The following is a 26,301-nucleotide window of genomic DNA, read 5'->3' on the forward strand; positions in this document are numbered from 1 at the left end:
GCAGTATGCCAATCTCTGGACCGTTGGTCTAGCACCGTTGGTCTAGAGATGCCTCTGACAAGGACGTGAGAGCACATGCCCCAGCCGAACCGCCGACGCACCCGCAACCGGGTGGCCCTCGCGCTGACCCTCCCCCTCGGCGCGACCCTGGCGCTGGGCGCCCCCGCGCTCGCCTCCGACGACGCGACCGAGGGAGGCTCCTCCGCAGAGAGATCGACCGGCGAGCGCTCGACCGCGACCCTCACCCGTTGCACCCCGGCGCCCGAGGCGCCGCTGCACGAGATGCGCGGGGTCTGGATCGCCAGCGTCGGCAACATCGACTGGCCGTCCCAGCCTGGCCTCAGCCCGGAGCAGGCGCAGGCCGAGCTCGAGGCGTGGTACGACGAGGCGCTCGCCTCCGGGCTCAACAGCGTCGTCGTGCAGGTCCGCCCCACGGCCGACACCTTCTGGCCCTCCGACCTCGAGCCGAGCAGCGCCTGGCTCACCGGCGAGCAGGGCGCGGACTTCGGCGGCTGGGACCCGATGGCCTTCGCCGTCGAGGAGGCGCACGCCCGCGGCCTGGACTTCCACGCCTGGTTCAACCCCTACCGCGTCACCCTCACCGGCACCGACCCCTCGGTGCTCGCCGAGGACCACCCGGCCCGGGTCCACCCCGACTGGGTCGTCCCCTACGGCGGCAAGCTCTACTACGACCCGGGTGTCCCCGCGGTCCGCGAGCACACCACCGCCGTCATCATGGAGGCGGTCGAGCGCTACGACATCGACGGCGTCCACTTCGACGACTACTTCTACCCCTACCCCGTCGCCGGCGAGGACTTCCCCGACGACGACAGCTTCGCCGCCTACGGCGACGGCTTCAGCGACCGCGGCGACTGGCGCCGCGACAACGTCAACCAGCTCATCGAGGGCCTGCACCAGCAGATCGAGGCGGCCAAGCCGCACGTCGCCTTCGGCGTCAGCCCATTCGCCGTCTGGCGCAACGCCGGCACCGACCCGGAGGGCTCGGACACCACCGCCGGCGCCCAGACCTACGACGACCTGTATGCCGACACCCGCCTGTGGGTGCAGCAGGAGTGGCTCGACTACGTGCTCCCGCAGGTCTACTGGGCGATCGGCTTCGAGCCCGCGGCCTACGACGTGCTCGTCCCCTGGTGGAGCGATCAGGTCGAGGGCACCGACGTGGCGCTGTGGATCGGGCAGGCGACCTACAAGGTCGGCACCTCCACCCAGAGCCCGGAGTGGTCCGACCCGCAGGAGATGGTCCGCCACCTCGACCTCAACGAGCAGTACCCCCAGGTCACCGGCGACGTCTACTTCTCGGCCAAGGACGTCCGGGCCAACCGGCTGGACCACTGGCCGCTGCTGCAGCAGGCGCACTACGCCAACCCGGCGCTGCCGCCCGCGCTCCACCCCGGCACCACCGAGGAGGTGGCCGCCCCCACCCAGCTGCGCACCGCACGCGCCGCGGAGGGCACCCGCCTGTCCTGGTCGCACGCGGGCGAGGACGCCGGCTTCGCCGTCTACCGGGTCGACGACGCCCGCGGCCCCGGCCGCGTGGACTGCGACGACCTCAACGCCGACACCCTCGTCGCCGTGCTCGGCGACGGCGACACCGACTGGGTCGACCCCGACGGCGACAAGCACGACGTCTACGTCGTCACCGCCCTGTCGACCGACAACACCCAGTCCCCCGCCTCCAAGCCGAGGCGCGGCCGGTGAGCGCCGAGGCGACGACGAGCGACGCCGCCCCCGCCGCGGGGCTCGCGGCCGGCGCCCGCGTGGGCAAGGCCGAGGTGGTCCGACAGCGGCTCGAGGACCTCATCGCCCCCATGAGCCCGGGCGAGCCGCTGCCCGCCGAGCGCGACCTCGCCGCCGAGCTCGGCGTCGCCCGGATGACGCTGCGCCGTGCGGTCGAGTCCCTCGTCGCCGACCACCGGCTCATCCGCCGGCCCGGCGCGGGCACCTTCGTCGCCCCGGCGCGCGTCGACCAGCAGCTGTCCGCCACCTCCTTCTCCACCGACATGCGCTCGCGCGGGATGGCACCGGGCGCGCATACCGTGTGGGCGCGGGAGCAGCCGGCCGGGATGATGCTCGGCTCCGTGCTCGGGATCGAGCCGACCGCGAGCCTCGTCCACGTGCGGCGCGTGCGGACCGCCGACGGCGAGCCGATGGCCCTGGAGGACCTGCACGTCCCCGGCGACCTCGTGCCCGGGCTCACCGGCGCCGACCTCGAGGACTCCTCCTTCTACCAGCTGCTCGAGTCCCGCTACAGCCTGACGATCACCGCCGCGACCCAGACCATCGAGCCGCACCTGATCACCGCCGAGGAGTCCGAGCAGCTCGCCACCGACCCCGGCTCCCTGGCCTTCCTCTTCGAGCGGACCTCACGCGTCGCCGACGGGCGCGTCACCGAGTTCGTCCGCTCGGTCTACCGCGGCGACCGCTACCGCATCCTCGTCGACATCTTCCCCACCTCCACCGGCGAGCGCCGGTGACCCCACCCCGCCCCAGCGGCACCCCTCGAAAGGACACACCATGAAGAGCACATCCCGCGCCCTGCTCGCGCTGGCGGCCGCCGGCGCGCTCACCCTGTCCGCCTGCGGCGACGACTCCGGCTCCGGCTCGGGCGGCGACGGCGGCGGCGACGCCTCGGGCGAGACGCTGACCGTCTGGATCATGGAGGGCACCAACCCCGACCCGACCGCCTTCTTCGACGAGGTGAGCACCGCCTTCGAGGACGAGACCGGCGCCACCCTCGACATCCAGTTCGTCCCGTGGGCCTCGGCGCACGACAAGTTCACCAACTCCATCGCCGGCGGCACCGGCCCGGACGTCGCGGAGGTGGGCACCACCTGGACCCCCGAGTTCGGCGACGCGGGCGCGCTCATGGACCTCTCCGGCCACATCGAGGAGGCCGGGCTCGGCGACGCCTACGTCGGCAGCGTGCTCGACGCCGGCACCTACGACGACGCCGTCTACGGCGCGCCCTGGTATGCCGGTGTCCGCTCGATCATCTACCGCACCGACCTGCTCGAGGAGGCGGGCGTCGAGCCGCCCACGACCTGGGACGAGCTGGTCACGGTCGGCGAGGCGCTCAAGGAGTCCGACCCCGACCTCATCCCCTTCCCGGTGCCCAACTCGACGCACACGACGACCCCCTTCATCTGGGGCGCCGGCGGCGAGGTCGCGGTGCAGGACGGCGACACCTGGACCTCCGGTCTGGACTCGCCGGAGTCGGAGGAGGGCCTCACCTTCCTGGAGAGCCTGGCCGGCGAGCACGACCTGTCCACCCCGGCGGCCAGCACCTGGAACGAAGCGGACACCCGCGACGCCTTCGCCCGCGGCGAGGCCGGCATGATCATCAGCGGCTCCTGGACGCCGAAGTCGATCATCGAGGCCAACCCTGACCTCGAGGGCAAGCTCGGCGTCGTCCCGATCCCCGGCCCGGACGGCGGCATGTCGCCCTCCTTCGCCGGCGGCTCCCACCTGTCGGTCTTCGAGACGACCGACAACGAGGACCTCGCCTGGACCTTCGTGCAGATGATGACCACCGGTGAGTTCGCCCAGAAGTGGGGCGACCAGACCGGCTTCTTCCCGGCGACCACCGACCTGCTGACCCAGCTCGAGGAGGCCGACGACCCGCTCGTGGCCCCCTTCGCCCAGCAGATGGTCGACGGCAGCGCCACCCTGCCGGTCACCCCGCTGTGGGGCCAGGTCGAGGGCGCGCAGACGATCCCGGCGATGATGGAGTCCATCCTGGGCGGCAAGGCCAGCGTCGACGACGCCGCCACCACCGCCTCGGACGAGATGAACGAGATCTTCGGCTCGTGAGCTCGCCCGCCCTGGGGTCGGCGCGGCGGCCGTGGCTGCTGCTCGCGCCGACCCTGGCCGTCATCGGCATCCTGCTGCTGTGGCCCATGGTCCGGGTGGGCATCCTGTCCTTCCAGGACTTCGGCCTGCGCGAGCTGGTCCGCGGCGGCGCCGAGTTCGTGGCCTTCGACAACTACCGCGACGTCCTCACCGACGAGCGGCTGTGGAAGGTCGCCCTGCCCAACACCGTCGTCTTCGCGCTGGTCTGCGTCGTCCTGACGGTGCTCGTCGGCACCCTCGTCGCGCTGCTGCTGCACCGGCTCTCGCCCGGCTGGCGGGCGCTGGTGACGATGTCGGTCATGGCCGCCTGGGCCGTCCCCGCCGTGACCGGGACGTATGTCTGGGTCTACCTCTTCGACGCCCGCGCCGGCTTCCTCACCGGGCTGCTCGGCCAGCTCGGTCTCGTGGACGTCGCCACGCAGAACCTCTTCACCGAGCGCGGCTGGTTCTACGCCATCGCCACCCTCAACGTCGTCCACCACGGCTTCCCCTTCGTCGCGGTCACCGTGCTGGCCGGGCTCCTGACGATCCCCTCCGAGCTGCCCGAGGCGGCGATGATCGACGGCGCCAACGGCTGGCAGCGCTTCTGGCACGTCACGGTGCCGATGCTCAAGCCGGTCTTCGCGATCGTCACGATCCTGTCGACGATCTGGGACTTCAAGGTGTTCACCCAGATCTACCTCATGCCCGGCGGCGACGGCTCCAACCGTGAGGTGCTCAACCTGGGCACCTGGAGCTACATCACCGCGATGTCGCAGAACAAGTTCGGCCTCGGCGCCGCCATCGCGGTGCTGCTGACGCTGCTGCTGCTCGTCATCACCGCGGTCTACCTGCGCACCCTGTTCAAGGAGGAGGAGCTGTGAGGCGCCTGCTCGGACGCAGCGGGCTGGTGCTGGCCAGCCTCGTGGTCGTCGTCTTCAGCATCTTCCCGGTCTTCGTCATGCTCGGCACCGCCGTCGACCCGGCCGCCAACGCGGGCGGGCGCGGGGTCATACCCGCCGGCATCTCGTTAGAGCACTTCGCCCGGATCTTCACCCAGACCCGCTTCCCGGACTACCTGCTCAACTCGCTCATCGTCGCCGTCGTGACCGTCGTCGCGAGCGGGCTGCTCGCGCTCTTCGCCGCGGTCGCCGTGGCGCGCTTCCGCTTCTCCGGGCGCACCAAGATCCTCATGATGATCCTCATCGTGCAGATGGTGCCGATGGAGGCGCTCGTCATCCCGCTCTTCCTGCAGGCCAAGACCCTGGGGCTGCTCAACAGCCTGCTCGGGCTGTCGGTGGTCTACATCGCCTTCAGCCTCTCCTTCGCGATCTGGACGCTGCGCGGCTTCGTGGCGGCGGTCCCGGTCGAGCTGGAGGAGGCGGCCTACCTCGACGGCGCGAGCTGGTGGCAGATGTTCTGGAAGGTGCTCTTCCCGCTCGTCGCCCCCGGGCTCGTCGCGGTGAGCGTCTTCAGCTTCATCCTGGCGTGGAACGAGTTCATCTTCGCGCTCACCTTCATGGCGGACGACGACATGTATACCGCCGCCGTCGGCCTGCGCACCTTCTTCACCCGCAGCGGCACCGACTGGGGCGCGGTCATGGCCGCGAGCTCGGTCATCACGGTGCCGGTGATGATCTTCTTCGTCGCCGTGCAGTCCCGGCTGTCCGGCGGCCTCATGGCAGGAGCGACCAAGGGATGAACCAGACCGACCTCCCCGCCGAGGACCTGCGGCGGGACGCGCTCGGCGTGCTCGCGCCCGGCTTCGTCGGCACCACGCCGCCGCCCTGGCTGGAGCAGCTGCTCGACGAGGGCCTGGGCGGGGTATGGCTCTTCGGTCACAACGTCGAGGACGAGAAACAGGTGCGGGCGCTCACCGGCGCCGTCCACGCCCGCCGCGCCGAGGCGCTGGTGTGCGCCGACGAGGAGGGCGGCACCGTCACCCGCCTTCACCACGCCGAGGGCTCGCCCTGGCCGGGTGCCTGGGCGCTCGGGGTCGTCGACGACGCGGAGGCGACGCGGACGGTATACCGGTGGCTGGGCGAGCAGCTCGCCGCGGCCGGGATCGACCTCACCGCGGCGCCCGACGCCGACGTCAACACCGAGCCGGAGAACCCGGTCATCGGGGTGCGCTCGTTCGGCCCGGACCCCGACCTGGTCGCCCGGCACGTCGTCGCGGCGGTGGAGGGGCTGGCGGACGCGGGTGTCCTGTCCTGCGCCAAGCACTTCCCCGGCCACGGGTCGACGACCCTCGACTCCCACCTCGACCTGCCCGTGCTCGACGTCGACGCGCAGACGCTTGCGGACCGTGAGCTGGTGCCCTTCGCCGCGGCGGCCCGGGCGGGTGCCGACGCCGTGATGACCGGGCACCTCGTCGTGCCCGGGCACGGCGACCTGCCGGCGACGCTCAACCCGTCGGTGCTGCGGGTGCTCCGGGAGGAGCTCGGCTTCTCCGGGGTGGTGTGCACCGACGCGCTGGACATGAAGGCGGTGGCCGACCGCTACGGCCGGGAGCGCAGCGCGGTGCTCGCCCTCGTCGCCGGGGCCGACCTGCTGTGCATCGGCAACCCGGTCTTCCCCGGTGACTACGACGCTGCCGCCGACACCGCGCGCCTGGTCGACGCGGTCGTGACCGCGGTCCGCGACGGCGAGCTGCCGGTCGAGCGGCTGCGCGAGGCCGCCGGCCGGGTCCGCGACATGGGCGCACGGCACGCCGCCCGCCGCGCGGACCGGGGCGACGGTATGCCCCATCCCGGGGCAGACGACGCGGGGCTGACCGTCGCGGCGCGGGCTGTGTCGGCGACCGGCGAGGGCGCCGACCTCACCGGCGCCGAGGTGGTCGCGCTGAGCACCAAGGGCAACATCGCGAGCGGGGCGCGCCAGGAGGTCGTGAGCCGGGCGGTCGCCGAGGTCCTCGAAGGCGAAACCGGCGGGGTGGCAGACGTGACCGCGGGGACCGACCGTGGTCCACTTGTCCTCGTGAGCGACGACCACAGCCAGTGGGACGACCCCGCGATCCGCGCACTCCTGCGCCGGGCCGACGCACTTGTGCACACCGGCATCCGTGAGCTGCCCGCCGACCTGGCCCTCCCCCGCGTCGTGCGGACCTTCGGCGGCGGCCACGCCAGCGCCCTGGCCGGGGCGCATACCCTGCGGGGCGCCGGGGGTGAGCGGTGAGGCTGATCTCCGCGGAGCAGGTGCTCTGGCCCGACGGCACCCTCTCCGGCGGCTGGGTGCTGTGCGACGGGAGCCGGATCCTGCGGGTGGGGCGTGGCGCCCCCGGCGAGCCGGCGGACCGGCACACCGCCTTCCTCTCCCCCGGCTTCGTCGACATCCACTGCCACGGCGGCGGTGGGCACAGCTTCGCGACCCTCGACCCGGACGAGGTGAGCCGCGCGGCCCTGGCCCACCACCGCGCCGGCACGAGCACCGTCGTCGCCTCGCTGGTGTCCGCGGCCCCGGACACGCTGCTCGCCCAGGTGCGGGCGCTGGCGCCGCTGGTGCGCGGGCGCATGATCGCCGGGATCCACCTCGAGGGCCCGTGGCTCAACCCGGCCCGGCGCGGCGCGCACGACCCCGCGGTGCTGCGGCACCCCGACCCGGCCGAGATCGACGCCGTGCTGGAGGCCGGTGGCGGGAGCATCTGCATGGTGACGATCGCGCCCGAGCTGCCCGGGAGCCTGGAGGCGATCCACCGGCTGGTGGGCGCCGGGGTGGTCGTGGCGGTCGGGCACACCGACGCCGACGCCGACCAGCTGCGCGCCGCGGTGGACGCCGGCGCGGAGGTCGTCACCCACCTGTGCAACGCGATGCGCCCGATCCACCACCGGGACCCCGGCCCGGTCATCGCCGCGCTCGGCGACCCGCGCCTCACCCTGGAGCTCATCGTCGACGGCGTGCACCTGCACGACGACGTCGTCGACCTGCTCCACCGCAGCTCGCGGGCGCGGATGGTGCTCATCAGCGACGCGATGGCCGCGGCCGCCGCCGAGGACGGCCGCTACGCGCTGGGCTCGATGGAGGTCGACGTCGTGGACGGCGTCGCGCGCTCGGTCGACACCGGGAGCATCGCCGGGAGCACGCTCACCCTGAGCCGGGCCGTGCAGCGCGCCGTCGGCGCCGGGCTCGCCCCCGAGGACGCCCTCGTGGCCGCCAGCAGCGACCCGGCGCGCACCCTCGGGCTCGACGCCGGGAAGATCACCGTCGGCGGCCGCGCCGACCTCGTCGGGCTCGACGCCGACCTCGAGACCCGGCTGGTCGTCCGGGGCGGGGAGATCCTGCACGACAGCTGACCGCCCTTGGGGGCTCACGGCGCGAGGTCGCGCCGCCTCCGCTCCAGGTGGGCGCGCTCGGCCTCGTTGCGGCACAGCCCCAGCGCCAGATCGAGCTCCGCCAGGGCGGCGTCGGCCCGGCCGCAGCGTGCGAGGAGCTCGGCGCGCACCGCGGGGACGCGGTGGCTGCCCGGCACGTCGACACCGTCGAGCGCCTCCAGCCCGGCGGCCGGACCCCGCGCCTCGGCCACGGCGACGGCCCGCGCCAGCAACGCCGCCGGTCCCGGGTCGAGCCGGACCAGCTGGTCGTAGTGCCGCACCACGCGGTCCCACCGGGTCGTCGCGGCCGAGGTCGCGGTCGCGTGCTCGGCGGCGACGAGCGCCTGCAGCAGGTAGGTCGCCGCCCGGTCGGGCAGCTCGGCGTCCACCAGCGCGGGCGAGGTGAGCAGCCCCAGAGCCTCGTTGATCTCCCCCCGGTGCCAGCGGCCGCGGTCCTGCTCCCCCAGCAGCACGAGCCGTCCCTCGTCGTCGACCCGTGCGTCGCGCCGCGAGTGCTGCAGGAGCACCAGCGCCAGCAGCGCGCTGAGCGTCGGGTCCTCCGGCCGCAGGTCGCGCACCGTCCGGACCAGGCGCACCGCCTCGCCGGCGAGCGCGGGGCGCAGCAGGTCGGGGCCGCTGGCCGGGGCATACCCGGCGGTGAAGGCGAGGTATGCCGTCTGCGCCACCGTCGCGAGCCGGCCCGGCAGCGCGTCGCGGTCGGGGATGGCGAAGGGGATGCCGGCGGCGACGATCTTCCTCTTCGCCCGGGTGAGGCGGGCGGCCATCGTCGGCTCGGGGACGAGGAAGAGGCGGGCGATGTCGTGGGTGCTGACGCCGAGCACGAGCCGCAGCGCGAGGGCGCTCGCGGCCCCCGGAGCCAGCGCCGGGTGGGTGCACATGAGCACCAGCCGGAGCAGGTCGTCCTCGACGAGGCCGCCCGGGTCGGCCATCGCGGTGGGCGGCCGGCGGTCCAGGTCGGTGGCGACCAGGGCGTGGCGGCGGTGCGCCATGGTCTCGGCGCGGAGCCGGTCGACGACACGGCGGCGGGCCACCGTCTGCAGCCACCCGGCGGGGTTGTCGGGCACGCCCTCCCCCGGCCAGCGCCGGGCGGCCGCCTCGACGGCGTCGGCGAGCGCGTCCTCGACGAGGTCGAGCCGGCGGAAGCGCGCGAGGAGCAGGGCCACGAGACGGCCCCACTCCTCGCGCACCACGCGGTTCAGCTCGTCGGGCATACCGGTCAGTAGGGGTCGACCACCGGGCTGACCTGCATGTCGTAGGCCGGCAGCACGGTGAGCAGCTCCAGCACGACGTCCAGGTCGGGCGCCTCGAGCAGGTAGAAGCCGCCGAGCTGCTCGACCGCCTCGGCGTAGGGCCCGTCGGTGACGACGCGCTCGCCGCCGCGGGTGCGGACCGTGGTCGCCGTGTCGCCGGCACCCAGCGCCTCGCCGCCCAGGATCTCGACCCCGTCGCGGGCCTCGCAGGCGCGGCCGAACTCCTCGAACTGCTCGATCATCACCCCCTGCTCCTCCTGCGACATGCCGGACCAGGACGGGAGCTCGCCGTCGGCCATGAGCAGCACCAGGTACTTCATGAGGTCACCGCGTCCGCGCTGGGACGGTCCTCGGGGACGACGTTGGGACGGACCTCGATGCCGTCGCCGGTGCGGGCGATGATCTGGAAGCACTCGATCATGCCGTCCAGGTCCTCGGTCTCGATCTGGTAGTAGCCGCCCACCTGCTCGACCGCCTCGGCATACGGACCGTCGGTGACGGCGCCACCCCCGGCCGGGATCGACCTGGCCTGCGCGGTCTGGGTGAGCTCCGCGCCGCCGACGACGGTGTGCCCACCGGCAGCCAGGGCCTCACCGAGCTTGTGGTACTGCGCATACCCGTCCGTGCGCTCGGCCAGGCTCATCGAGGTCCACCACCGATCGGCAGCCCCGATGATGAGAACTGTGTACTGAGCCATGCGTCTCGTCTCCTTCGATCTCGGGCCGCCGGGCGCGACCTCACCAGCATGTCGGACGGGAGGGGCGCGTCTCGACAGCTGCCTCGAAGTTTTTTCGGGACCTCCGCCGGGATGCCTTACATTGCCTGGCGTGAGTGCCCAGGCCCCGTCGTCCGTCATCCTCATCCGCGCCGAGAAGTTCGTGCCCAACCCGGCCACCGCCGCGGACAACGCCTTCCAGCACGACGTGCCCGTCGGGCAGTCGACGGAGGCCACCTCGGCGGCGGCGCTGGCCGAGATGGACGCGGTCGCGCAGGCGCTGCGCGACGCCGGCGTGCGGGTGCACGTCTTCGGCGACTCCGACCACACCCGCCCGGACAGCGTCTTCCCCAACAACTGGCTCTCGACGCACCCCGGCGGCTACGTCGCGGTCTACCCGATGTATGCCTCGAACCGCCGGCACGAGCGGCGCGGCGACATCCTGGAGATGCTCAAGGCGGACTACCGGCTGCAGACGATCGTCGACTACTCCGGGCTCGAACCGGACGGGATCTTCCTGGAGGGCACCGGCGCGATGGTGCTCGACCACGTCTCGCGGGTGGCCTACACCGCGGTCAGCCACCGCGCCGACACGCACGTGCTGGAGCGCTTCTGCAGCGACTTCAACTACGAGCCGATGCCCTTCGACGCGGTCGACGCCGGCGGGGTGCCGGTCTACCACACCAACGTCATCGCCTGCATCGGCACCGAGGTCGCGCTCGTCGCGCTGGACCTCATCGCCGACGAGCAGCGGCGGCGCGAGGTGCGCGAGCGGCTGGAGGTCACCGGGCGCGAGATCGTCGAGCTCAGCGAGGAGCAGGTCCGCGAGTTCGCCGGCAACGCCGTCGAGCTGTGCGGGCGCACGCCGGAGGGGCGCAAGCGCTACATCATGGCGATGTCGGGACGGGCCCGCCGCAGCCTCACCGGGGAGCAGCTGACCGTCATCGAGCGCTCCTGCGAGATCGTCTCGGTCGACATCCCCACCATCGAGCTGGCCGGCGGGTCGGTGCGCTGCATGATCGCCGGCGTCCATCTCGACCCGCGGCCCACCGGGGCTCCGACCCCGACCGCCACGGCCGAGGCGATCGACGAGCACCCGGTCAGCGCCGACGGCCAGGTGGAGGACGCGCGTCGGTCCGGGAGGCGGTCGTCAGGTCCAGCATGACCTTGCTGGAGCCGGTGCCCCGGTCGGCGGCGAGGGCGAAGGCCTCGACGGCGTCGGCGAGGGGGAAGCGGTGCGTCATGAGCGGGCCGACGTCGACCCCGGACGCCATGAGCTGCAGCGCGTCGCTGATCTCGTCGACGAAGCGGTAGGAGCCGCGGTAGTCGATCTCCCGCGTCACGATGTTGCCGAGGGCTGCGCTCATGTCCCCGAGCGGGAGGTTGCCCACCTGCACGAGAACCCCGCCGCGGCGCACCGCCGCGATGACCCCTCCGAGCGCGGCCGGCGCCCCCGAGGCCTCGATGGCGATCTCGACGTCGGTGGGCAGCGCCTCCCCGTCGGCGAGGCGGACCACGGTGTCGGCTCCCATGCGAGCCGCGATCTCGAGCGCCGCGTCGGACAGGTCGGCGGCATACACGTGCGCCGCCCCGGCGGCCTTCGCCGCGGCCACCGCGAGCGCCCCGATCGGACCGGCCCCGTTGACGAGCACCGACCGCACGGCGACGTCCCCGGCGCGCCGCACCGCGTGGAGGGCGACGCCGAAGGGCTCCGCGAGCGCACCCTCCCGGGTGCTCACCGACCCGGGCAACGGACGCAGCTGGTCCGGGCGGACGGCCCGGCGGGCGCTGAAGCCGCCCTGCTCGTGCGGCCGGAACGCGGCGGACCCGAGGTAGCGCACCTGCGGCCAGAGGTTGGTCCGCGGCAGCAGTTCCTCGGCGACGTCGTGGTCCCCGACCAGCGTTGCCGGGTGCAGCGTGACCGCTGTGCCGACCTCGACCCCCCTGACGTCGGACCCGACCTGGGCCACCCTGCCCGCCACCTCGTGGCCCAGGACGAGTGGCTCCGCGAGCACCGCGGTTCCTGAGGCGCCGGAGCGGACGTACGCGACGTCGGAGCCGCAGATCCCGCCCCACTCCATGGCGACGACGACCTCGCCCGGCCCGCACGTCGGCTCGGGGACCTCCTCCACGCGCAGGTCGCCCGGTCCGTGGACGACGACAGCCAGCATCAGCGGTCCCTCCCGAGCGTCAGAACTGGTCGACCAAGGAGATGACCCCGACCCCGAAGATGGCGATCGCGGAGATCACGAGCAGCACCATGAAGGCGCTGCCGTCCTTTACCCGGGTATCGGTCTGGGTGAACGACAGGAAGAGGGTCGCGACGGCGACCCCCATGAGGAAGACGGCGTTGAGGATGCCGGCCACGATCACCAGCGCCAGCGGGGACTGGACGGCCACCGCCAGGGTGCCCCAGGTGATCGGCAGGATGATCATGATGGCGCGCATCCACCGGTCCCGGACCACCCTGTCGGTCCACTCGAACGCACCGAAGACGGATAGCGTGTTGGCCACCTGCCGGCCCAGGCTGGGGACGTTGGCGATGATCGTCTTGAAGAGCGCGACCCCGGCGCCGAAGAGGAAGAGGACCGAGCCCCACTCCCCCACGGCCGTCGAGAAGATGCCGGAGATGACCTCCATGACGTCGTTGCCGGCGGGGTCGAGGCCCTGGGGGTTCAGCACCGCGGCCCCGAGCATGTAGAACGCCGCGGTCGAGATGGTGTAGATCGCCCAGGCGACCCAGGCGTCGATCTTCATGACGCGGATCCAGCCCCGCGCCCGCTGCACCCAGGCGTCGGACCCGTCGTTGGGCCCGGCCCACGCGGCATACCCCTTCTCGACGACCCAGTAGGTGTAGGCGGTGATCTCGCCGGCGCCCACGCCGGTCATGCCGAACATCGCCAGCGCCACCCCCATGCCGCCGGCCGCGACCTGGAAGCGCAGCCCGTCGCCGATGTCGCCGGCGCTCCAGGCGAACTCGGTGAACTGGACCATGAAGACCATGAAGATCGCGAAGGCGGTGATGAACATCACCAGCACGGTCGAGATGTTCTCGACGATCGTGTAGCGGTTGGCGATGTGGATGAGGATCGCGACCACGACGAGGATGAGCACCCACACGCCGATGGACAGCGCGGCGAAGGGGTCGCCCCCGATGGGCAGCAGCATCGAGAACGCCAGGGCGGCACCGCCGATGACCCCCGCCTGCCCGATGAGGAACTGCAGGAACATGAGCAGCACCAGCCACGCGACCCAGCCGCGCCCGGCGATCTTGGGCGGCACGTCGGCATACCCGGAGATGGCGGGACGGCCGGTCGAGATGGACCAGCGCGCGAGCTCGACCTGCACCCAGACCTTGACGAAGGTCGAGACGAAGACCAGCCAGAAGAGCATGAAGCCGACCTCGGCGCCCAGGGTGGTCGCCGTGAGCAGCTCCCCGGAGCCGACGACCGCGGCGCTGGTGATCATGCCCGGGCCGAGGAAGCGCAGGCCCGCCCGGAAGCCGGTCGGCGGCTCCCTGATGTCGCGCTCGTCCAGGACGTAGGGGTCCCGGGTGGCGTCGAAGGTCGTCCTCGTCTCGTGCCTGACCGGTTCGACCGTCATCGCTGGCTCCCTCGCTCACCGTGCGCTCCTCCCGCACAGTACACACGCAGAGCCCCCTCAGGGCGGGTCAACAGGAGGCAGCAGCGGCGCCCTCGCCCGTGCTCACCGCCCTGGGTGTCACCCCGTCCCGGCGCCGACGTCCCCGAGGCGCGCTCGCATCAGGCTTGTCAGCAGGTCGACCGGCAGGTCGATGTCGTACGGGAGCTTGACGAAACCGGCACCGGAGTCGAAGCGGGCCTCGGTCACGCGGTCCCTCTGGGTGGCGAAGAACTCGGTGGAGAAGCGCAGCGAGCAGTGGCGCTTGAAGTTCTGCAGCATCCACAGGTGCGTGCCGTCGTCGGCGAGGTAGGTGGGCAGGTTGTACTTCAGCTCCTCCCTCGCCTCCGGCGCGACCTCGCGGCTGAGCGTGCGCAGCTGCTCCAGGTGCGGACGCTGGTGCTCCTCGAGGCGGTCGAAGTAGTCGTCGACGCTGGAGCGCCTCGGCATCGGCATGGGTGGTCACCTTCCGTCGTCGTCGCGGTCGTCGTCGTCGCGCTCCGGGGGCGCCGGGAGGTCGCGGCGCAGCGGCCCGGCGCCCTCGAGGTCCTCCAGCGTCATCCGGGCGAGGTCGAGCTGCTCGGTGTCCTCGCGCGCAACCCGCAGCTCCTCCAGCGCCACCTCGATGCGGCTCTGCCGGGCCGCCCGGGCCTGGGCGAGGGTGCGGACCGCCGAGGTGCCTGCGGCGACGAAGCTGCGCGCGTCGTCCTCCTGCGCGATCGGGAGGCGCGCGGTCTCGGCCCAGCCCGGGTCGCTGACCCGGACCCGCACGACCCGGTCGTCCTCCGGGGTGATCCGCAGCCCCTCCTCCGCCGGGACGGTGCCCCACCGGGGCTCCCCCACGACCTCCATCGCGAAGGTGGTGTCCGGCGTGAGCCAGCGCCGCTGCCCGGAGGCGAGCACCGACATACGGCAGAGCTCGAGGTCGCCGAGGGTGCACACGCTCCGGTCGAGGCCGGCGTCGGTCAGCCGGTCCTGCGCCGCCTCGACCGCGCGGGCGTGGGCGGCCTGCGCGTGCTGCAGCTGCTCGCGGGCCGCCGCCACCGCCTCGTCGTGCCGAGTGGTGGTGGTCGGGGGAGGGCCGTGGGCGACCGTCTGCGGCTGGCCGCGTCGACCGGTGCCCAGGAGCCAGATCGCGAGCACCAGCGCGATGACGAGCAGCGGCAGGAGACGCAGGAACACCAGAGCCCACCTCCGCTCGCGCTCGCACCCACAGGTGCCCTGCGAGAGACTGTATCCATGACCGCCGCCGGAGCCACCCGAGCCGTCGCCCTCGTCCTCTACGACGCCGACTGCGGCTTCTGCACCCGCGCCGCCGGGTGGATCCCGCGGCTCGGGGCGCAGGTCGAGGTGTCCTCGTTGCAGTCGCACGACCTGGAGTCCCTCGGGGTCGACGAGGACCGTGCCGGCCTGGAGATGCCGGTGGTGCTCGAGGACGGCACGATCGCCTACGGCCACCACGCGTGGGCGCAGGTCCTGCTGCGCTCGCCGCAGCCGTGGCGCCTGCTCGGGGCCGCGCTCGACTCGCGCGTCATGGAGGTCCCGGGGGCAGCGGTATACCGGCTGGTCGCCGCGAACCGTGGCCGCCTGCCCGGTGGCACCGCGGCCTGCGCCCTGCCCCCGTCGTCGGGTGCGTGAGGCACGGCGCTGGATCCACGCCAGCGGGCCGCTGCCGGTCGACGAGGCGTGGGAGCGGTATGCCGACCCCGACCAGTGGTCGTCCTGGGCGCCGCACCTGCGGGGTGTCGAGATCGAGGCGAGCGGTGAGGACAGGCGGCTGCACCCCGGGCTGACCGGTGTGGTGCTCGGACCTGTGGGGGTGCGGGCTCACTTCGTGGTGAAGGCCGTGGACGAGGCGGCCCGGCGCTGGTCCTGGGAGGTGCGTGCGCTGGGCGTCACCCTGCAGCTGCTCCACACCCTCGACGCGTCCAAGGAAGCCACCCACGCCGGGCTGGTGCTGCAGGGGCCGTTGCCGGTCGTCCTGCTCTACCGCCCGGTCGCGCGGTGGGCGCTGCGCAGGCTGGTTGCGGTCTCGGCCCGCCCACGCCGCGGATAGTCTGACGAGACGAACCACCGACCGAGGGGAGCACCATGGCACGCCACGACGTCGTCGTCGTCGGAGCCGGCAACGCCGGCGTCTCCCTGGCGGCGCGGCTGCTGCGGGTCGGCGCGAAAGACGTGGCCATCGTGTCGCCGGACCGGCCGCACCTGTTCCGCCCGCTGCTCAACTACGTCGCCGGTGGGCAGGCCACGATGCCCGACCTGACGCGCAGCACCGCCTCGGTCATCCCGACGGGTTGCACCTGGGTCCGCGACAGCGCGGTGGCCGTGCACACCGACGAGCGCGAGGTCGAGCTGTCCGACGGGGCTCGGGTGGGCTATGGCGACCTGGTGCTGGCTCCAGGCCTGGAGGAGGACCTCGACGCCGTCCCCGGGCTGGCAGAGGCGATGACGACGGGCTGGTCGCTGACCGCCCACCTGGAGTCTCAGGCGCCGGCCGTGTGGGACGCCGTCAGGGGTATGTCGCGCGGCCGGGTCGTCTTCACCATCCCGCCCGAGCCCTCCCCCTGCGGCGGCACGGCACTCAAGCCGCTCTTCCTGGCGTGCGACGAGTGGCGTCGGCGCGGCGTCCTGAGCGACCTCGACGTGCACCTCGTGACGCCCTTCACCGGGATCCTGGGCCTGCCGTTCGTGGACGGCCGGCTGGACACCCAGCTCGGCGAGCTCGGGGTCAGCGTGCACCACGAGAGCACGGTGACAGCGGTCGACCACCGGCAGCGGACCGTGACGGTGGACGGGCCGGCCCCCACGGTGCTCGACGGGGTCGACCACGCCTTCGTGGTCCCGCCCTACCGGGGCCAGGGGTGGCTCGCGCCGCTCGCCCGAGAGGGCGCGGCCGGGCAGGTCGACGTCGACCCGGAGACGATGGCCCACCGCTCGGCACCGCGCGTCTGGAGCCTGGGCGACGCCGCCGCGCTCGACACCCGGCCGTCCGGGGGCGCACTGCGGCGGCAGGTCGAGGTGCTGGCCGACAACATCGCCAGCAGCCGGTTGGGGCGGCCGCTGCGTCGCTACGACGGCTACACCATCGTCCCCGTCACGCTCGACCGGCGCCGGCTGCTGCTCGCCGAGTTCGACCGGACGGGCGCGCAGGCGCCGACGACGCGGCTGGTCGACCTGAGCGTCCCGCGCCGCGCGCTGTGGCTCTTCGACCGCTACGTCGAGCCCCTCCTCTACTTCCGCGCGCTCCTCCGGGGGCGGCTCCTCCCCTGAGGCCTCGCTGCCGGGCCGGGGCCCGCGGCGGCACCCTCCGCCTCGAGGTGCGCTCCCGTGTGCACGGGCGCACGATGGATCGATGGAGCAGATCCAGTCCCAGCCCGTCCCCGCCGTCGTCCGCTGGACCAGGCGCCTGGAGCAGACCGAGGCGCTGGACGGCGCGGTGAGCGCCGTCGAGCCGACCATCACCTCCCTCTTCGGGTCCGGCACCACCGGCTGGGTGCTGCGCGGCGAGTGGCTCGGGCACGCCCTGCACCCGCTCCTCACCGACATCACCATGGGGTCGTGGACCTCGGCGACCGTCCTGGACGTCGTCGGCGGGCCCGGCTCCGCGCCGGCGGCACAGCGGCTGGTGGGCCTCGGGCTCCTCACCGCCGGACCGACGGCGTGGTCCGGCTGGGCCGAGTGGTCGGAGACCGGCACCCGCGACAAGCGGGTCGGCCTGGTCCACGCGGCCGGCAACGCCCTCGCCGCCAGCGCGTATGCCGCGTCCTGGCTCGCGCGCCGCGGTGGCCACCACCGGCTCGGTGCGCTGCTCGCGGTGGGAGGTGCCGGGGCGTCGGGAGCGGCGGCATACCTCGGCGGTCACCTTGCCGTGGCCCGGGACGTCGGCAGCCGGCATCCGGCCTTCGACGACCCGGCCGAGATCGTCGCCTGACCCGGGCGACCGGGTCAGCCCTGCGGCGTCCGCTCCCCCTCGAGCGAGCCGATGACCTGGTCGAGCAGCAGCCGCAGGTCCCGGCCCTGCGCCTCGCTCATCCCCATGCCGCCGGCCAGCCGTTCCGGCACGTCGGCCACGTCGTCGCGCAGCCGCCACCCGCTGTCGGTCACCCAGACCAGGACGCGCCGCTCGTCGCGCTCGTCACGCACCCGCCGGACGAGGCCCGCGGTCTCCATCCGCTTGAGCAGCGGGGTGAGCGTGCCGGAGTCCAGGTGCAGCCGTGCGCCGAGGTCGCGCACGCTGAGTGGCTCGCCCGCGTCCCACAGGGCCAGCAGGGTGAGGTACTGCGGGTAGGTCAGACCGACCTCGGCGAGCAGTTCGGCATACCGGCGTGTGACGGCGCGGGAGGCGGCGTAGAGCGGCAGGCAGAGCTGCTGGTCGAGCGCGAGCTGGGGGTAGCCGTCCATGCGCCCAGTCTACCGTTTGCGCCATTCGATTGCGCGCAATAGAGTTGCGCGCATGGACACTCTCTACACCGCCACCGCCCTCGCCACCGGAGACGGCCGCAACGGCCGCATCGAGTCCAGCGACGGCATCCTCGCCGCCGACGTCCGCGCCCCCAAGGAGATGGGCGGCTCGGGCGGCGCGACCAACCCCGAGCAGCTCTTCGCCGCCGGGTATGCCGCGTGCTTCCACTCCGCGCTGCGCGGGGTCGCGAAGCGCTCCGGCGCGGACACCACGGACTCCGAGGTGGTCGCCGACGTCTCCATCGGCCCGAACGGCGAGGGCGGCTTCGGCCTGGCCGTCGGCCTGGAGGTGACGCTGCCCCACGTCGGGCGCGCCGACGCCGAGAAGCTCGTCGAGCAGGCACACCAGGTCTGCCCCTACTCCAACGCCACGCGCGGCAACATCGAGGTCACGCTCTCCGTCGCGTGACGCCCGTCGGCCGGGCGCCCGGGTATACCACCGGGCGCCGCGGGCCGACTCAGACCTCGGCGGCCAGCAGCTCGCTGAGGTGCTTGTCTACCTCGCCGAGGTAGGACTCCTCGAAGCCGAAGAGCCCGAAGTGGCCGGCGATCGAGTGCAGGGTGCGCAGCTCGCTGCCGGGGACGAGCTCCTGCTCGCGCGCGCAGTCGCGCGGCGGGAAGAACATGTCCTCGTCGATGGGCATGACGAAGGTCTTCGCGGTGATGCGGCCGAGCGCGGCCGTGAGGTCACCGCCGGTATGCCGCGCGACGTCGCCGCGCTGCCACTTCCACGCCATGCTCAGCAGCGCATTGGGGTCCATGGCCCCGAAGGTCGGCCGCAGGAAGCGGTCGCGGAACTCCTCGAAGGTGTCCCAGGTGACGTCCGGCAGCTCGATGTTGCGCCAGAACTCGGAGCGCCAGAACTCCGTGGACAGACCCACCACCGCCCAGATGTCGGCGTGCCGGCGCAGCCCGTCAGCGACGTCGGCCGGTGAGGCGTAGTCGCCGCCGTTCCAGCCCGGGTCGGAGGTGATCGCGTCCATGAGCGTCTGGGTGAAGAGGAAGTCGTGCGGGGTGTTCTGCGCGGTGCCGGCGATCATCGCCGCCCGCTGCACCTTGTCCGGGAAGCGGACCGCCCACTCCCACGTCTGCTGGGCACCCATCGACCCTCCCACGACGAGGGCGAGCCGCTCGATGCCGAAGACCTCGCGCAGCAGCTGCTCCTGGGCACGGACGTCGTCGCCGATGCGCACCTGCGGGAAGCCGGCCATGGCGATCTCGCCGTCGGCGGTGTGCGGGGAGGTCGAGAGCCCGTTGCCGATCTGGTTGACGACGACGATGAAGTACGTCGACGGGTCCAGCGCGCGGCCCTCGCCGATGTAGGCCAGCTCCCAGGTCTGGTGGGTGCCGGAGAACCAGGTCGGGATGAGGATCGCGTTGTCCCTGGCCTCGTTGAGCTCGCCGAAGGTGGCGACCGCGAGCTGCAGGTCCGGGATGACACCTCCCTCCTCGAGCTCGAAGGAGCCGAGTGAGTGCAGGTCGTATGCGCCCTGCACCTCGGGCGTGTAGAAGGGGTTGTCGATCGGCATGGCGGACTCCTCGTCGAGTGCGGTCACGGTGGTCGCGAGCCTACAGGTGCCCGTGAAGTGCTGCCGTCCGACCCAACCCAATGATATCGTCGATGATATCTCTACGACAGGAGGGCACCATGGCATCGATCGTCATCCGGGGCCTCGACCAGTCCGTGAAGGAGCGGCTGGCCGCTCAGGCGAGGGAGCACGGCCGGTCGATGGAGGCCGAAGCCCGTCACATCCTCACGAGAGGCACACAACACCCCAACGTCGGGCTCGCACTGTTCTGGGCCGCGCAGGAAGTCGGCGGCATCGAGAATCTCCCCGTCCCCGAGCGCACCGATCGTGCCCGAGCGGCAGATCTCGGGTGATCGTCCTCGACACCAACGTCCTGTCCGAGGTGCTCCGGCCGCAGCCTGACGGGCGTGTCCTGGCGTGGTTGCAGACGATCACGGGTCAGGTCGCCATCACGTCGATCACTCTTGCTGAGCTGCTCGCTGGCGTGCGCGGGCTGCCGGATGGCCGGCGCAAGACGGTGCTGGGCAGCCAGCTCGAGCAAGCGCTCCGGCCCTACCGCGGGACCAGTGCCGTCCTGGCCTTCGATGATGTAGCCGCAGATCACTACACAGACGTGCTCGCGGCACGAGAAGAGGCGGGGTTGCCGATCAGCACCGCCGACGCGCAGATCGCGGCAATCTGCCGAGCGCACGCCGCGACCTGCGCGACGCGCAACACCAGGGACTTCGAGCTGACCGGCATCCAGCTCGTCGATCCTTGGGTGGCCTGAGCACCCGCGCACCGCGACGGCCGTCGGGTGGGTCGCCACTGCGTCCTGGAGAACCACGAACAGGTCAAGGTCGACATCGAGGGCGCCGGCCGCACCCAGTCCCCCGCCGACATGCGCAAGCTCGCGCAGCGGCTGGACGTCGGGGGTCTGCGGTGGCTGGCGCCGGCCGCAGCCGGGCAGAGCTGGTATCCCTACGGCTTCATGGAGGAACGACCGGACGACGACCCGTGGCTCGCCTGGTCGCTCGAAGCGGTCGACGAGCATCTGGGTCGCCTCGGCGCCGCGGGGTGGACGCCGGAGCGGGTGGTGCTGCTCGGGTTCTCCCAGGGGCCTGCCTGCTCGCGCACTGGGCGCTCCTGCACCCCAGGAGGTATGCCGGCCTCGTCGTCCTCACCGGTGATTACGTCGGGACCGAGCGCGAGGAGGTGTCGTTCACGGGCGACTTCGGCGGCACGCCGTCCCTGCTGGCCAGGTGCGAGGCCGACCCCTGGGTGCCTCGCACCCGGATGGCGCAGACCGAGGAGCAACTGCGAGGTATGGGCGCTCACCTCACCTCGATCGTCGAGCCGGGCGCCGAGCACGAGGTCAGCGCGACGGCGAGCGAGCTCACCGGGCGGTTGTTGCGGCATACCGTGAGCGCGGCCGGACACCGATGACCGCGCCGCCGGTGCGGGACGAGGTAGAAATCGTATGGAGATCAGGTTCGACCACACCACCCTGGGCCAGCGCGTGCTCTTCGGCGCCGGGGCGGCCGCGGCGAACATCGCCACGGCCCTGCGGGACCTGGGGGCCTCCCGGCCCCTGCTCGTCGGAGGGGGTCACACTGCCGGGGTCGTGGACCAGGTCTCTGAGGAGTTCGGCGTCGCGGGCCACATCCGCGAGGTCGTCCAGCACGTGCCGGCCGAGCGGGCCCGCGAGGCGGTCGCCCTGGCCCAGGACGTGGGTGCGGACGCGGTCGTCGCCATCGGCGGCGGCTCGGCCACCGGACTCGCCAAGATCGTCGCCCGGGACACCGGCCTACCGGTCGTCGCGGTGCCGACCACCTTCTCGGGGTCGGAGGCGACCGACATCTGGGGGATGACCGAGGACGAGCGCAAGACCACCGGGACCGACCTGCGGGTGCTGCCGAGGGTCGTGGTCTACGACGCGGAGCTGACCCTGGGTCTGCCGCCCGACCTCGCGGTCCACTCCGGCCTCAACGCCCTGGCCCACGCCGTGGACAGCCTGTGGGCCCCGCGCGCCGACCCGATCAACAGGGCCATGGCCGGCGAGGGAATGCGCGCGCTGGTTCCGGGGCTGCGCCGCCTCCGGGCGGACCCGGAGGACGTGGGCGCCCATGAGCAGGTGCTCTACGGCACCTACTTATCGGGGGTTGCCCTGAGCTCAGCGGGGGCCGGGATGCACCACAAAATCTGCCACGTCCTGGGCGGGACGTTCAACCTGCCCCACGCGCCGACCCATGCGGTGGTGCTGCCCTACGTCGCGGCGTACAACGCCGAGGCGGACCCGGAGTCTGACGCGCGTATCGCGGAGGCCCTCGGGGCCCCGCACGGTGCCGCCGGGTTGTGGGACCTCGCCCGGGAGGTGGGTGCGCCCGACTCGCTCGGCAAGATCGGCCTCACCGAGGACGACGTGGACCTCGCGGCCGAGCTGGCGACCGCCGCGATCCCGGAGTCCAACCCTGCCCCGGTGAGCCAAGAGAATGTGGCACAGCTTCTCCGGTCGGCGCTCCGAGGTGATGACGTCCGTCGATGACTCAATCGCCCGACACGAAAACACAGCGTGGCGCCGGGGGCGTGCACGGCCTACGACATTTGCGGCGGAAGGACGCACGGCCCCGAACCTCGACTCTCGCTGGGACGGTCGCCACATCACCCCGCCGCCACACTGCTCCAGCTCGGCGCGTGCTGAATCGAGTCCCGCTGATCAGCCACAGGCCGTAAGGGCGACCTTCAGATTACGCTGTGCCCATCACCGGCAGGTCGCCGGCAGGCACAGAAGTGGTCAAACACCCCGAGACCAAGCACGGAGGACCCGTCGGTGACCCGCAGGTCGAAGCCCCGAATCTGGGCGATGGAAGGCACGTGGTCATCCAGGATCGAGGACGTGCGGACGGTCAAGCCAGTGCTGCAAGCTCTTGAACACACCGGTCAGGTAAGAACGACGCACCAATCCATCAACAGGCCGGAGGACATCTTCGATTCGTTTCGACGGTGGGGTCAGAATCAGCATGCCGGCTTCACCGTCGGCTACCTAGCTTTGCACGGTACTCCCGGGAGCGTGTACGTGGGGCGTCGAAAGGTGGGCTTGGTCGATCTCGGTGAGCAACTCCGGGCGGCTGGCACCAAGCTGCCGGGCCGGACGTTGCACCTGGGTTCGTGCGCTGTTCTCGAAGATGAGGACGCCGTCACGACCTTCCGCAGGGCGGTAGGACTCAAGGCCATCACTGGTTTCACCGAAGATGTCGACTGGCTCGAGAGCCTCGCGTTCGAGCTGCTGCTCCTGGATGTGCTGACGTACTACCGACGAGTCGACGCGGTAGAGCGATACATAGAGAACAACCACAAGGAGTTCGCCAAGCGGCTGGGCTTCACGCTGCTCAGGAATTAGGGCAGGGGCCGTCGCGACGTGCGGGCGGACGTTCCCGTTCCCGTCCTGGTCCACGTCCAGTCGCGGCGGAAGGACGCATGTCCGTAACACTCTGTGCTGGAGTGATGGGCTACTCGTCGTTATACGACGTGTTTGCTGGGGCTTCCGGGTCATCGATCGTCAGATTGCCGTACACGTCGATGTCTACGTAGACAGGCTGCTTGGTGAACGTCGTGGGTGTACCGCTTACGCGCAGCATCGTGTTACCGTGACCCGCCTCCCCTGGGACCCCAATCTCGATGAAGAGGTCTTCGTACTCAGCGGCATAGAGCTGCTCGAACATTTCGAGCTCCGTGAGCGACCAGAGTTCTTCAAGCTCTTCGTCCAGTGCGGCACCGACAGCAGCTCGTCGCTCGTCCCAATGGCCGTCGTCGACGAAGAGGCGTAGGAATCGCGAGGGCGTCATGCCGGTGAGAAGATTGCGGACTGAGTCGCGGGAGACAACGCCGGCGCCGCATGCGATTGGGTCGATCCAGGGGCCCGTTTCGGTCGCGGCCAATAGAACGCGCAGCACCCAGTCTGGGCCATAATCGAAGGCGACGTAGACCTCATGCTGACCGGCGTAATCCATGACCCGAGTCAGGCACTTGATTCGCCGCACAGTCGCCCCCGAGTACCTGAGGGAACCCGCAGGGAAGACCGCCCGGCCCAGTCGCATGGAAACCAACGAATCGACTTGGCTTTGCGTGAAGTCGCTGTCGATGTGAGCGAGCCGAGACGGTCTTGGCATCTCAACCAAGCTCTTTCCGGCGTAGGCCGCACTCGCTTCCGAGGTCAGGCTCTGGAGAAGGGAGCGGATCCAGACACACAGAACTGCCACGCGTGCTGCAGCGAGGCTCGTTCCAGGGGTCGACTGCCCGGTGGGATCAGTGCCGTCCGCGGCAAGGGTTGGCTTGGGCCCGTCGGCGGTGCCGCGGCCGGAGCAGTCAAGCGCCAGACCGTTCGAGCCGCACGCGGCGACTGAGATGACACTCCGTGCACATGCAAGGTCGCTTAGCGTTCCCAGGCCCGGCCCCCAGTTCCCCGCGGCGGCCACCACGATCCGGTTCTTGTCGCGCAAGAACCGGGTGGCGTATGCCAGCGCGTCCGCCTCAGGATCGCGTGACCGAGTGACGGCCAGGCTGAGGCGGTACACGTGAGCATTGTTGGCCTTGGCCGCGTCCAGTGCGTGGAGGATCTTGAGCCTGGCCCGCGGGTACCGGAGCCAGCTCCGTAGCACCTCAAACCGCGCCCCCGGTGGGTCGCCGGTCGGCAAGGCCACGAAGGGGAGTCCCCGGAAAACGATCCCACCTTGGGGTATGTCGTACGGGTCGCCGTCTTGCGGGACCGGAGGCTCAGCCAGCAGGTGCACGTCGAAGTGCTTAGCCATGATGCCCACCACCTTCCTGCCCACGAGGCTGTACGTATAGGGCAGCGTGGAGTCGTCACTCGTCAGGCTTGAACGTGACCTTGGCGGCATGCGCCTTCGCACGGCTTGCTTCGCCACCCAGGACCAAGCTGATCTTGCCTTCTATGGTGGTCTCGAACGCGACCACGACGGTCGCTTCGGACAGCACGTAGTCTGCATCGAGGACCGCGATGGCTGCTTCGATGACAGCGAGCGCGTTCGTGAGCTCATCGTCGACGTACGCGGCACCGACCGCATCGCTGGGTTCCATCGTGAGCGAAATCGTGGTCGTGTCCTTGACACCGCCACCGCCGCCCATCTTTACCAGTTTCAGGTCGATCTCTCCAGATGCCTTCTTCTCCAGCACCGTCTCGAGGTCGACACCGAGTTCGGTGACGCGCATGCCCAAGTCGCCTATCCGACCAGTCGACTGGGCAACGGCTGCTTGCAGGTCTCGGATGACGGCCTGGACTTCTTCAGACGCACCCATCGATCTCTCCCGTTCTCGCGAGTAGCTACCACGATGAGCTCACGGCCCTGTGTCTGGCACGCGCACCCGTGCTGCGTGTGCTGTTCAGAGTGGCGTTTGCCCGACGACATTGTCAACCGTTGGCATCTGCAACGACTGAGCCGGCCGTTTCGCGGCGGAATGACGTGCAAGCTGCCACTGAGGAAATAGCAACAGTGTCGTTTTCGCGCGGTTCTCGAGCGCCGCAAACGCTCAGCTTCTAAGTGCCGCCGGCAGCATGACGTGCCGGTCAGCGAGTCGTGTCAGCGTCGAGGCCACGGACCGCGAAGCCATGTTCCGGGAGCCTTTTGGTCTGCCGACCCCCATGCCTGGCGAGCAGCACCGCAGCCAGGAGCCACAGCACCCAGCCCAGCGCCTCGACGCGCCAGTCGACACCGCCGGAGTCGGCTACCGACTGCAGCTGGAAGACGCGCACGCTGTTGATCGCCCCGTGGACGAGTACGGGTGGCCACACCGATCCAGAGACGAGTCGCAGGGCCACGAGGAAGGGCGCCCATGAGGCGATCCCCAGCAGGTAGGCGGCAGACTCGGCCGAGATTGGGTCGGGCAGGAACGTGAGCGCTGGAAGGTGCCAAAGCGTCCAGGCCCCTGCCGAGATGGCTGCAGCTGCCGGGAACCCGAGGTGTCGGGTCCGGCTGAGCAGCCATCCGCGCCAACCGGTCTCCTCGCCGACGGCGAATGTTGCCTGCAGCACTAGGAGGGGTAGGACGACGGATGCGGCAGTCAGGATCTCGGCGGTTGGTCGTGGGCGCCATCCGAGGAGCAGCCCCGAGACCAGTTGAGCTGCCCCGATCAGCATCAGGATGCCCACTCCCATGGCCGCCCAGCGGCCGGAACGGTTCCAACGAAGCGCCAGCAAGTCACGTGCCCGCCCGGGGCGCAGCACCCGAACGAACACCAGCGCGGCGAGTAGGGGTGTGAGCTGGGCAACCGGAACCAGTGCTGGGGCTAGTTCAGCGTCGATGAACCCCAGCATGGCCGGGGCGATCACGAGCCAGCACAGCCCGCTGGCCAGGGCGACGTAGCCGGCGATCTCATGCCAGGACGGATGGGGGGCGGCCGGTCGGTCGCGCTCACTGTGGGTGTTGGAGGGCTGGTTGCCGTGTGTCTGCATGGTGCATCTCCTCGGTGCAGCGAAAGCGGGAATGGTCGTGCGAGGATCTCGGATGCCTTGGGATGTGGTGGCTCAC

At 71.5% G+C, this 26,301-nt stretch carries 30 protein-coding genes; 18 read left to right on the top strand and 12 right to left on the bottom strand.

Features of this window, described 5'->3' with window-relative positions; genetic code table 11:
• The first annotated feature begins 75 nt into the window (after window positions 1–75).
• The 7 genes from SGUI_RS03230 to SGUI_RS03260 are packed head-to-tail and all read left to right on the top strand — an operon-like array spanning window position 76 to window position 8,141.
• Window positions 76–1,719, top strand: a complete 1,644-nt coding sequence (locus tag SGUI_RS03230) for a glycoside hydrolase family 10-like protein (RefSeq protein ID WP_066636187.1) — start codon at window positions 76–78, stop codon at window positions 1,717–1,719.
• On the top strand, window positions 1,716–2,495 hold the full coding sequence (locus SGUI_RS03235; protein WP_237141440.1) for a GntR family transcriptional regulator: 780 nt from the start codon (window positions 1,716–1,718) through the stop codon (window positions 2,493–2,495). Before SGUI_RS03230 ends, SGUI_RS03235 begins: the two co-directional genes overlap by 4 nt.
• A gap of 40 nt (window positions 2,496–2,535) precedes the next feature.
• A complete protein-coding gene (locus SGUI_RS03240) occupies window positions 2,536–3,831 on the top strand; it encodes a sugar ABC transporter substrate-binding protein (RefSeq protein WP_066636190.1) in 1,296 nt (431 codons plus the stop codon).
• Window positions 3,828–4,733 carry a carbohydrate ABC transporter permease gene (locus SGUI_RS03245; protein WP_066636193.1) on the top strand — a complete coding sequence of 302 codons (906 nt, stop codon included), beginning with the start codon at window positions 3,828–3,830 and terminating at the stop codon, window positions 4,731–4,733. The genes SGUI_RS03240 and SGUI_RS03245 overlap by 4 nt, the downstream gene beginning before the upstream one ends.
• Entirely contained in the window at window positions 4,730–5,551 is an 822-nt protein-coding gene (locus SGUI_RS03250; RefSeq protein ID WP_066636201.1) for a carbohydrate ABC transporter permease, read from the top strand. Before SGUI_RS03245 ends, SGUI_RS03250 begins: the two co-directional genes overlap by 4 nt.
• Window positions 5,548–7,026 (top strand): glycoside hydrolase family 3 protein, encoded by a 1,479-nt coding sequence (locus SGUI_RS03255; protein WP_066636203.1) that lies wholly within the window; start codon window positions 5,548–5,550, stop codon window positions 7,024–7,026. The genes SGUI_RS03250 and SGUI_RS03255 overlap by 4 nt, the downstream gene beginning before the upstream one ends.
• Window positions 7,023–8,141: an N-acetylglucosamine-6-phosphate deacetylase gene (locus SGUI_RS03260; protein WP_066636206.1), complete on the top strand. Its 1,119-nt coding sequence runs from the start codon at window positions 7,023–7,025 to the stop codon at window positions 8,139–8,141. The genes SGUI_RS03255 and SGUI_RS03260 overlap by 4 nt, the downstream gene beginning before the upstream one ends.
• Window positions 8,142–8,155: 14 nt before the next feature.
• Here SGUI_RS03260 and SGUI_RS03265 read toward each other — a convergent pair whose 3' ends face one another.
• Genes SGUI_RS03265 through SGUI_RS03275 form a run of 3 tightly spaced genes read right to left on the bottom strand, consistent with a single transcriptional unit; the run spans window position 8,156 to window position 10,127 of the window.
• Entirely contained in the window at window positions 8,156–9,391 is a 1,236-nt protein-coding gene (locus tag SGUI_RS03265; RefSeq protein ID WP_066636209.1) for an RNA polymerase sigma factor, read from the bottom strand.
• 5 nt (window positions 9,392–9,396) lie between these two features.
• Window positions 9,397–9,750 (bottom strand): YciI family protein, encoded by a 354-nt coding sequence (locus SGUI_RS03270; protein ID WP_066636212.1) that lies wholly within the window; start codon window positions 9,748–9,750, stop codon window positions 9,397–9,399.
• Window positions 9,747–10,127 (bottom strand): YciI family protein, encoded by a 381-nt coding sequence (locus SGUI_RS03275; protein ID WP_066636215.1) that lies wholly within the window; start codon window positions 10,125–10,127, stop codon window positions 9,747–9,749. The genes SGUI_RS03270 and SGUI_RS03275 overlap by 4 nt, the downstream gene beginning before the upstream one ends.
• Before the next feature lie 130 nt (window positions 10,128–10,257).
• On the opposite strand from SGUI_RS03275, the gene ctlX reads away from it, so the two are divergent.
• Window positions 10,258–11,310 (top strand): citrulline utilization hydrolase CtlX, encoded by a 1,053-nt coding sequence (gene ctlX / locus SGUI_RS03280; protein ID WP_066636218.1) that lies wholly within the window; start codon window positions 10,258–10,260, stop codon window positions 11,308–11,310.
• Here ctlX and SGUI_RS03285 read toward each other — a convergent pair.
• The 4 genes from SGUI_RS03285 to SGUI_RS03300 form a co-directional block, all read right to left on the bottom strand.
• On the bottom strand, window positions 11,246–12,316 hold the full coding sequence (locus SGUI_RS03285; protein WP_066636220.1) for an L-idonate 5-dehydrogenase: 1,071 nt from the start codon (window positions 12,314–12,316) through the stop codon (window positions 11,246–11,248). The two genes, ctlX and SGUI_RS03285, sit on opposite strands and share 65 nt — an antisense overlap.
• 19 nt (window positions 12,317–12,335) lie before the next feature.
• Window positions 12,336–13,748, bottom strand: coding sequence for an Nramp family divalent metal transporter (locus tag SGUI_RS03290; protein ID WP_066636222.1), 1,413 nt, complete (start codon window positions 13,746–13,748; stop codon window positions 12,336–12,338).
• A 117-nt stretch (window positions 13,749–13,865) separates the two neighbouring features.
• Complete coding sequence (locus SGUI_RS03295; RefSeq protein WP_066636230.1) at window positions 13,866–14,240, bottom strand: iron chaperone; 375 nt, start codon at window positions 14,238–14,240, stop codon at window positions 13,866–13,868.
• A 6-nt stretch (window positions 14,241–14,246) separates the two neighbouring features.
• Entirely contained in the window at window positions 14,247–14,966 is a 720-nt protein-coding gene (locus tag SGUI_RS03300; protein WP_066636233.1) for a hypothetical protein, read from the bottom strand.
• A 57-nt stretch (window positions 14,967–15,023) separates the two neighbouring features.
• Here SGUI_RS03300 and SGUI_RS03305 point away from each other — a divergent pair, with 57 nt between their 5' ends.
• The 4 genes from SGUI_RS03305 to SGUI_RS03320 all read left to right on the top strand — a co-directional run bounded on the left by SGUI_RS03305 (window position 15,024) and on the right by SGUI_RS03320 (window position 17,718).
• Window positions 15,024–15,422 carry a thiol-disulfide oxidoreductase DCC family protein gene (locus tag SGUI_RS03305; protein ID WP_066636236.1) on the top strand — a complete coding sequence of 133 codons (399 nt, stop codon included), beginning with the start codon at window positions 15,024–15,026 and terminating at the stop codon, window positions 15,420–15,422.
• Window positions 15,415–15,840 carry an SRPBCC family protein gene (locus SGUI_RS03310; protein WP_066636239.1) on the top strand — a complete coding sequence of 142 codons (426 nt, stop codon included), beginning with the start codon at window positions 15,415–15,417 and terminating at the stop codon, window positions 15,838–15,840. The genes SGUI_RS03305 and SGUI_RS03310 overlap by 8 nt, the downstream gene beginning before the upstream one ends.
• Before the next feature lie 35 nt (window positions 15,841–15,875).
• Complete coding sequence (locus SGUI_RS03315; RefSeq protein WP_066636242.1) at window positions 15,876–17,057, top strand: NAD(P)/FAD-dependent oxidoreductase; 1,182 nt, start codon at window positions 15,876–15,878, stop codon at window positions 17,055–17,057.
• A gap of 82 nt (window positions 17,058–17,139) precedes the next feature.
• Window positions 17,140–17,718 carry a (2Fe-2S)-binding protein gene (locus tag SGUI_RS03320; RefSeq protein ID WP_066636244.1) on the top strand — a complete coding sequence of 193 codons (579 nt, stop codon included), beginning with the start codon at window positions 17,140–17,142 and terminating at the stop codon, window positions 17,716–17,718.
• Window positions 17,719–17,732: 14 nt separating this feature from the next.
• Here SGUI_RS03320 and SGUI_RS03325 read toward each other — a convergent pair whose 3' ends face one another.
• The gene (locus SGUI_RS03325; protein WP_066636246.1) at window positions 17,733–18,188 is read right to left on the bottom strand and encodes a MarR family winged helix-turn-helix transcriptional regulator; all 456 of its coding nucleotides are present in this window, start codon (window positions 18,186–18,188) and stop codon (window positions 17,733–17,735) included.
• A gap of 52 nt (window positions 18,189–18,240) precedes the next feature.
• On the opposite strand from SGUI_RS03325, the gene SGUI_RS03330 reads away from it, so the two are divergent.
• Window positions 18,241–18,657, top strand: coding sequence for an organic hydroperoxide resistance protein (locus SGUI_RS03330; RefSeq protein WP_066636248.1), 417 nt, complete (start codon window positions 18,241–18,243; stop codon window positions 18,655–18,657).
• 49 nt (window positions 18,658–18,706) lie between these two features.
• Here SGUI_RS03330 and SGUI_RS03335 read toward each other — a convergent pair whose 3' ends face one another.
• Window positions 18,707–19,804: an alpha/beta fold hydrolase gene (locus SGUI_RS03335; protein WP_269465837.1), complete on the bottom strand. Its 1,098-nt coding sequence runs from the start codon at window positions 19,802–19,804 to the stop codon at window positions 18,707–18,709.
• A 92-nt stretch (window positions 19,805–19,896) separates the two neighbouring features.
• Between SGUI_RS03335 and SGUI_RS03340 the strand changes: the two genes are divergently transcribed.
• The 5 genes from SGUI_RS03340 to SGUI_RS03360 all read left to right on the top strand — a co-directional run bounded on the left by SGUI_RS03340 (window position 19,897) and on the right by SGUI_RS03360 (window position 23,156).
• Complete coding sequence (locus tag SGUI_RS03340) at window positions 19,897–20,130, top strand: FitA-like ribbon-helix-helix domain-containing protein (protein ID WP_066636260.1); 234 nt, start codon at window positions 19,897–19,899, stop codon at window positions 20,128–20,130.
• Window positions 20,127–20,546, top strand: coding sequence for a type II toxin-antitoxin system VapC family toxin (locus SGUI_RS03345; RefSeq protein WP_066636262.1), 420 nt, complete (start codon window positions 20,127–20,129; stop codon window positions 20,544–20,546). The genes SGUI_RS03340 and SGUI_RS03345 overlap by 4 nt, the downstream gene beginning before the upstream one ends.
• A gap of 287 nt (window positions 20,547–20,833) precedes the next feature.
• Window positions 20,834–21,202: an alpha/beta hydrolase gene (locus SGUI_RS03350; RefSeq protein ID WP_066636264.1), complete on the top strand. Its 369-nt coding sequence runs from the start codon at window positions 20,834–20,836 to the stop codon at window positions 21,200–21,202.
• A gap of 34 nt (window positions 21,203–21,236) precedes the next feature.
• Window positions 21,237–22,301: a maleylacetate reductase gene (locus tag SGUI_RS03355; protein ID WP_066636273.1), complete on the top strand. Its 1,065-nt coding sequence runs from the start codon at window positions 21,237–21,239 to the stop codon at window positions 22,299–22,301.
• Window positions 22,302–22,652: 351 nt separating this feature from the next.
• Entirely contained in the window at window positions 22,653–23,156 is a 504-nt protein-coding gene (locus SGUI_RS03360) for a DUF6642 family protein (protein WP_157621713.1), read from the top strand.
• 109 nt (window positions 23,157–23,265) lie between these two features.
• On the opposite strand, the gene SGUI_RS03365 is transcribed toward SGUI_RS03360, so the two are convergent.
• The 3 genes from SGUI_RS03365 to SGUI_RS03375 form a co-directional block, all read right to left on the bottom strand.
• Window positions 23,266–24,564 carry a S8 family serine peptidase gene (locus SGUI_RS03365; protein ID WP_191090940.1) on the bottom strand — a complete coding sequence of 433 codons (1,299 nt, stop codon included), beginning with the start codon at window positions 24,562–24,564 and terminating at the stop codon, window positions 23,266–23,268.
• A 55-nt stretch (window positions 24,565–24,619) separates the two neighbouring features.
• On the bottom strand, window positions 24,620–25,072 hold the full coding sequence (locus SGUI_RS03370; protein WP_066636286.1) for a trypco2 family protein: 453 nt from the start codon (window positions 25,070–25,072) through the stop codon (window positions 24,620–24,622).
• Window positions 25,073–25,340: 268 nt separating this feature from the next.
• A complete protein-coding gene (locus tag SGUI_RS03375) occupies window positions 25,341–26,225 on the bottom strand; it encodes a CPBP family intramembrane glutamic endopeptidase (RefSeq protein WP_066636289.1) in 885 nt (294 codons plus the stop codon).
• Between the last annotated feature and the right edge of the window lie 76 nt (window positions 26,226–26,301).

Origin of the sequence: Serinicoccus hydrothermalis, assembly GCF_001685415.1 — a bacterium.
Lineage (GTDB): Bacteria > Actinomycetota > Actinomycetes > Actinomycetales > Dermatophilaceae > Ornithinicoccus > Ornithinicoccus hydrothermalis.